The organism is Alteromonas sp. S015 (genome assembly GCF_036864485.1).
Taxonomy (GTDB): domain Bacteria; phylum Pseudomonadota; class Gammaproteobacteria; order Enterobacterales; family Alteromonadaceae; genus Alteromonas.
In genome coordinates this window covers 1-4,423 of record NZ_JAZETO010000016.1, presented here as the reverse complement: position 1 = coordinate 4,423, position 4,423 = coordinate 1, and the positions used below count along the sequence as shown (strand labels likewise).

Annotated in this window: 8 protein-coding genes; all 8 read left to right on the top strand. The window is 40.3% G+C overall.

Features of this window, described 5'->3' with window-relative positions:
- The first annotated feature begins 36 nt into the window (after window positions 1-36).
- The 8 genes from V7R42_RS19785 to V7R42_RS19750 all read left to right on the top strand — a co-directional run bounded on the left by V7R42_RS19785 (window position 37) and on the right by V7R42_RS19750 (window position 4,344).
- Window positions 37-504, top strand: a complete 468-nt coding sequence (locus tag V7R42_RS19785; protein WP_334022384.1) for a hypothetical protein — start codon at window positions 37-39, stop codon at window positions 502-504.
- Between the two features lie 127 nt (window positions 505-631).
- A complete protein-coding gene (locus tag V7R42_RS19780) occupies window positions 632-1,063 on the top strand; it encodes a hypothetical protein (protein WP_334022383.1) in 432 nt (143 codons plus the stop codon).
- Window positions 1,064-1,199: 136 nt separating this feature from the next.
- Window positions 1,200-1,631 carry a DUF4124 domain-containing protein gene (locus V7R42_RS19775; protein ID WP_334022382.1) on the top strand — a complete coding sequence of 144 codons (432 nt, stop codon included), beginning with the start codon at window positions 1,200-1,202 and terminating at the stop codon, window positions 1,629-1,631.
- Between the two features lie 155 nt (window positions 1,632-1,786).
- Window positions 1,787-2,065 carry a type II toxin-antitoxin system RelE/ParE family toxin gene (locus V7R42_RS19770; RefSeq protein WP_334022385.1) on the top strand — a complete coding sequence of 93 codons (279 nt, stop codon included), beginning with the start codon at window positions 1,787-1,789 and terminating at the stop codon, window positions 2,063-2,065.
- Window positions 2,065-2,358 carry a HigA family addiction module antitoxin gene (locus V7R42_RS19765; RefSeq protein ID WP_239260827.1) on the top strand — a complete coding sequence of 98 codons (294 nt, stop codon included), beginning with the start codon at window positions 2,065-2,067 and terminating at the stop codon, window positions 2,356-2,358. Before V7R42_RS19770 ends, V7R42_RS19765 begins: the two co-directional genes overlap by 1 nt.
- Window positions 2,359-2,484: 126 nt before the next feature.
- Window positions 2,485-2,898: a hypothetical protein gene (locus V7R42_RS19760; RefSeq protein ID WP_334022381.1), complete on the top strand. Its 414-nt coding sequence runs from the start codon at window positions 2,485-2,487 to the stop codon at window positions 2,896-2,898.
- Between the two features lie 75 nt (window positions 2,899-2,973).
- Window positions 2,974-3,486: a hypothetical protein gene (locus tag V7R42_RS19755; RefSeq protein WP_334022380.1), complete on the top strand. Its 513-nt coding sequence runs from the start codon at window positions 2,974-2,976 to the stop codon at window positions 3,484-3,486.
- A gap of 333 nt (window positions 3,487-3,819) precedes the next feature.
- Window positions 3,820-4,344 carry an adenylate kinase gene (locus tag V7R42_RS19750; protein ID WP_334022379.1) on the top strand — a complete coding sequence of 175 codons (525 nt, stop codon included), beginning with the start codon at window positions 3,820-3,822 and terminating at the stop codon, window positions 4,342-4,344.
- The last annotated feature ends 79 nt before the right edge of the window (window positions 4,345-4,423 follow it).

The following is a 4,423-nucleotide window of genomic DNA, read 5'->3' as shown; positions in this document are numbered from 1 at the left end:
GTATTTTTTGTCATCACTCGAATTAAGGATAATTAAATGAATAAACTACTACCTATAATATCTATTGTCTTCTTACTTGCTCTCCCATCAATTTCATATGCAAATGATGGATTAATAGTTATCGAAAAAGAAAGTAAAGACGGTAAGAAAAGGGAAGATTTTTTCTACTTAATAGGTACCCAATCAAGAGGGAAACCAGCAAATTTCACTTTATGGCGAAATCAATTTAAGGTTGAAAAAAATTGGGATGGTAAAGGTAACCCTAAACTTACAATCGATAACGCAGTTTCAAAAGCTAAGGAGTTTTACAAAGAGGAAGGTGAACTCCAACTGATAGAACTTGAGTTGCGTTTAGGTTACTCGGTTGATTCTGATATTTGGTATTATTTGATTGGTCTTGCAAAACCTAGCGATATAACTAGTCGAGGTGTTGAAGGAGATAATGTTTACAGAGTGGTTGTATTAACAAGTGGAGAGGTGCTTCCACCATATTCTCCCAAATAAAATACTAACAAGACCTTCAAACGGACAAAAAACAGTTTGCTGTTTTCACTTCGTTCAACATTTTAGCAAACAGTTTTTTGCCGCTTAAGGTGGCGTTAGTTATATTTCGCGGAGGGTTACGCCTTAGATGGAGATCAAAGATTTTTTAGTATTGGTTACGGCTGGTATCGCAGCAGGCGCTTCTGTGTACAATGTGATTATAAGCTCAAGGAATCAGAGAAATAATAAAATATGGGAAAAGGAGTTGGAGAGAATTTTTGACCTAGAAGAAAAGGTTGGGATATTAGTAGATGATCTGATTTACTTTCGATGTAGATCTGACGATGAGAAAGATAAGTTTTATGAAATGCAGAATTACCTCCCCAACGCAATGGGGCGTTTTAGGCGGCACCCAGAGCTACATGAAGCGCTGAGGCTGGTTCTTCATGACGCGGGATGGTATTTCAGTAGAGATATGAAGCATGAAAGTAAAGAGGAGTTTTCGGAAGCCAAGGAGAATTTATTAGCTTCTTATACAAATTTTCTGGCGGCTTGCGATAATGTTTTGGGTAGAAAATAAATATAACAATACGTGCCAGTCGGACAGTTTGTGGAGTGGCTTTTTGTGCTGGACGCTACGCTAGCACAAAAAGCCACTCCACAAACTGCCGCTGCACTCTGCGTTATGGCTTACTCAGATATATAGATGGTTTAATATGAAGTACATATTTTCACTATTGTTGTTCTTATTTCCACTTTTTGTTTCAGCGCAAATATACAAGTGTAAGCAACCAGATGGTAAGCTTATGTTCTCTGATAGGCCATGCAGTAAAGAGGATATCGAAGAAAAAATTACGCCAAAATCTACGACGACGGATTGGGTTAGTCGACTGCAATCAGAGATTTCATCTTCTATACAAATAATTGATGTGCTTCGAAAGGATGGAGATGTAACAATTGAGTACGAGTTTTCATCAAAGTTACTTTCTGATGAATTCTTAAGGCTGGCAAATGATGTGAGTAATATGCCAGTCGTATTAATGAAGTACGTTAGCCCTAAAGAGGGTGCTCCAGGTCGTGCTCAAATTAAAGCATCGAATAAACCGAATCCACTCTTTGATAAATTGAAACATGCTAACAAACAGTAATGGCCATAACAAACAGCTCAAACCGACCTTCACTACGTTGCTAGTTTTGTGCTTTTTCGCTACGCTCGCACAAAACAAACAACTCCGTTCCGGCGGCTTAGCTGGGCGTTAGGCGCCAAGTTGCACCGCGTTGCGCAATGCGCTACACTCTTTCCATGATTAAGTCATTTAAACATAAGGGTCTGAAGCTGTTTTTCGAAAAAGGGAAAACTTCAGGCATACAGACCAAGCACGCGAAAAAACTTCGCATGCAGTTAGCTGCTATCCACACCGCACAAGATATCGGTGACATTGATTTACCGGGCTTCTCTCTTCATCAACTCAAAGGAGAAAGGTCAAATATTTGGTCGATATCAGTCAATGGCAATTGGAGAGTCACTTTCGAGTTCACGGATGGTAATGCTTACATCTTAAATTACGAGGATTATCACTAATGAATATGCATAACCCACCACATCCGGGGGAATTTATTGAATCCATTTACATGGAGCCACACGGTATTAGTTGCAGGACACTTGCTACCCATCTTGGTGTTGCCGCTTCAACACTAAATCGTGTAGTGAAGGGCAAAAGTGCAGTAACGCCAGAAATGGCCTTAAGGCTATCAAAAGTATTGGGGCGCAGCCCTGAAAGTTGGCTTAGCATGCAAGACAATTACGAACTTTGGCAGGCCAAACAGAGCATCAACTTGGATAACGTGCAGCCAATAGATCTGCATGCCGCCTAACAATCTGCTGTAGCCGCTCGCGGGCTCGCTAGGACACAAACACGGCGGCTGTGTCACTTCGTTCCGATTTTAGCCGCCATATTTGTGCCCCTAAGCAGGGCGTTATACATCTACAAGGAAAGTTTTATGAAACCTATATTTTCAATAGTATTTCTTACTATTTTCGGTATTTCTTTTTCATCAAGTGCAGAAAAGTTGTTTTCTGTTTCTTCATCAGAAAGAGGAATCACCGCATTTGATTTTAAAGTTACAGAAGTTAAACGAGCAGAGGACTTCTCTGTACTAAAAATTCCAGGCTTTCAAACTCGCTCAGCTAGCGCTAGTCGCTGGATGATGTGTGTGTACACAGAACTTGCTATTTTACGCGACAAAGAGATGTGGGCATCTATCTATACAGATAATAGTGGAGACGATATAACCATTGTATTTCCGGAGTCGAGCGCTATTAACGATCCAGCTTTTAAAAACGTAGACTTGCTGGGGACTCAGCCTCAAGTAACGCCGGTTAATACGTTTAAAAAATTCTGCGGTTTGAAATAGGCGATGTATAAAAATTGATATGCGGTTCTTAGGGTCCGCATCATTTAAATGTTATAAGCCAAAAGGAATTTGAATTTGCTCTTCGATTGGTTCAACTCTGAAAAGCCAAATGTATACTTGGGTTCATTGGCTGTAGTTAATGACAGCAACATATCTAAAATAGAGTCGTTCTTTTCTATAACTGGAAATTCACTACAAGATCATATGCGCGAAAAACTCGAAGAGATTTTTTGCCTTCACAGTATTTCTACGATTAAGGAACCGAAGAAATCTGACATTGGCTTGGATGTCATTATAGTCACACTGCACGGTGGCGAAGCTTTTACCGTTAATCTTGGAGCGTCTGGTATACCTATATTTTGGCGTCCAAAAATTAAGTTAGTTTCGCGTCTATACAACATTAATCACAGCAAAACCGTTAAAACATTCAGTGTGTCTAAATCTGTGACATGGCGTGAATTCATCGCAAAGCAATTTAGTCTCAGAGGGCTATTCCGCTGGGGACCTCTTTACCATAATGAGGACATGGAAATATTGCTTTATCAGGCATGCCTTGAGTTAATAGATAAAATGCGTAAGGCTATTTAAACAATGATTATCAAACAAATAAAGTCACTCGCTGGCGCTCGTTGGGACGCTAACACGCGGGGCCACTTCGTTATTGTGCCCCACGTGCCAGCGCCCCTTATTTAAAAGTTATATGCTTGAACAATGATGCTCGTATCAAACGTACAGTTGACATTGTATTTCCCCTCAATCAAAATGCATGGAATGCATACAAATCCTACGAAACAGACAGCTCGAATTATCATCATTCCATAGGAATGGTGGGATTGTTGATGCGTCATTAATTTATCAAACCCGCCCAAGAGGCGGGTTTTCTATTTCTGCCTCTGGGTAATAGTCCTTGGAGGAACTAGAATGAAAAAAGTAGCAGTCTTCGGTAAGCCAGCTAATGGGAAATCCACTTTAAGCAAAAGACTTGCATCAGCTACCGGAATAAAACTGTATGCTTTGGATTCAATTTTATATGAACAGAATGGCCAAGAGATAGATAGGGAAAGCTATGAAGAGGCTCACGAGAACATTCTCTCCTCCGAAGAGTGGATTATTGAAGGCTTTGGGCCAATAAATTCATTGAATTCTTTCCATAGGCGCTTGGAAGAAGCCGACACTCTTATCTACATAGAGTTGCCCTACTTGGTCACCTATTGGTTAGTGACCAAGCGGCTCATTAAAGGGTTAGTTAAAAAACCAGAAGGCTGGCCTGAAGGGAGTTCTGTATTAAAGGGGACACTTAATAGCTACAAGGTATTAAAGCTTTGCCCTAAATTTTGGAACAAGGAGTTCTTGCAAAAGCTAGAAAGGCTATCTGCAAACAAGAAACTGTATGTCATTCGGTCGATTTCTGAGTTAAATAGCTTTGTTGAGAAGAATGTACAATAAATCGCATATAACAAACACATTAAAAATCGCCCACAAAAAACGTGGGCTGGACTCGCTGACGCTCGCCTTTTATGTGGGC

What these genes read in the sequence shown, in the direction of transcription:
- V7R42_RS19785 (WP_334022384.1), top strand. Translation starts at nt 37, where the DNA reads ATGAATAAACTACTACCTATAATATCTATTGTCTTCTTACTTGCTCTC.
- V7R42_RS19780 (WP_334022383.1), top strand. Translation starts at nt 632, where the DNA reads ATGGAGATCAAAGATTTTTTAGTATTGGTTACGGCTGGTATCGCAGCA.
- V7R42_RS19775 (WP_334022382.1), top strand. Translation starts at nt 1,200, where the DNA reads ATGAAGTACATATTTTCACTATTGTTGTTCTTATTTCCACTTTTTGTT.
- V7R42_RS19770 (WP_334022385.1), top strand. Translation starts at nt 1,787, where the DNA reads ATGATTAAGTCATTTAAACATAAGGGTCTGAAGCTGTTTTTCGAAAAA.
- V7R42_RS19765 (WP_239260827.1), top strand. Translation starts at nt 2,065, where the DNA reads ATGAATATGCATAACCCACCACATCCGGGGGAATTTATTGAATCCATT.
- V7R42_RS19760 (WP_334022381.1), top strand. Translation starts at nt 2,485, where the DNA reads ATGAAACCTATATTTTCAATAGTATTTCTTACTATTTTCGGTATTTCT.
- V7R42_RS19750 (WP_334022379.1), top strand. Translation starts at nt 3,820, where the DNA reads ATGAAAAAAGTAGCAGTCTTCGGTAAGCCAGCTAATGGGAAATCCACT.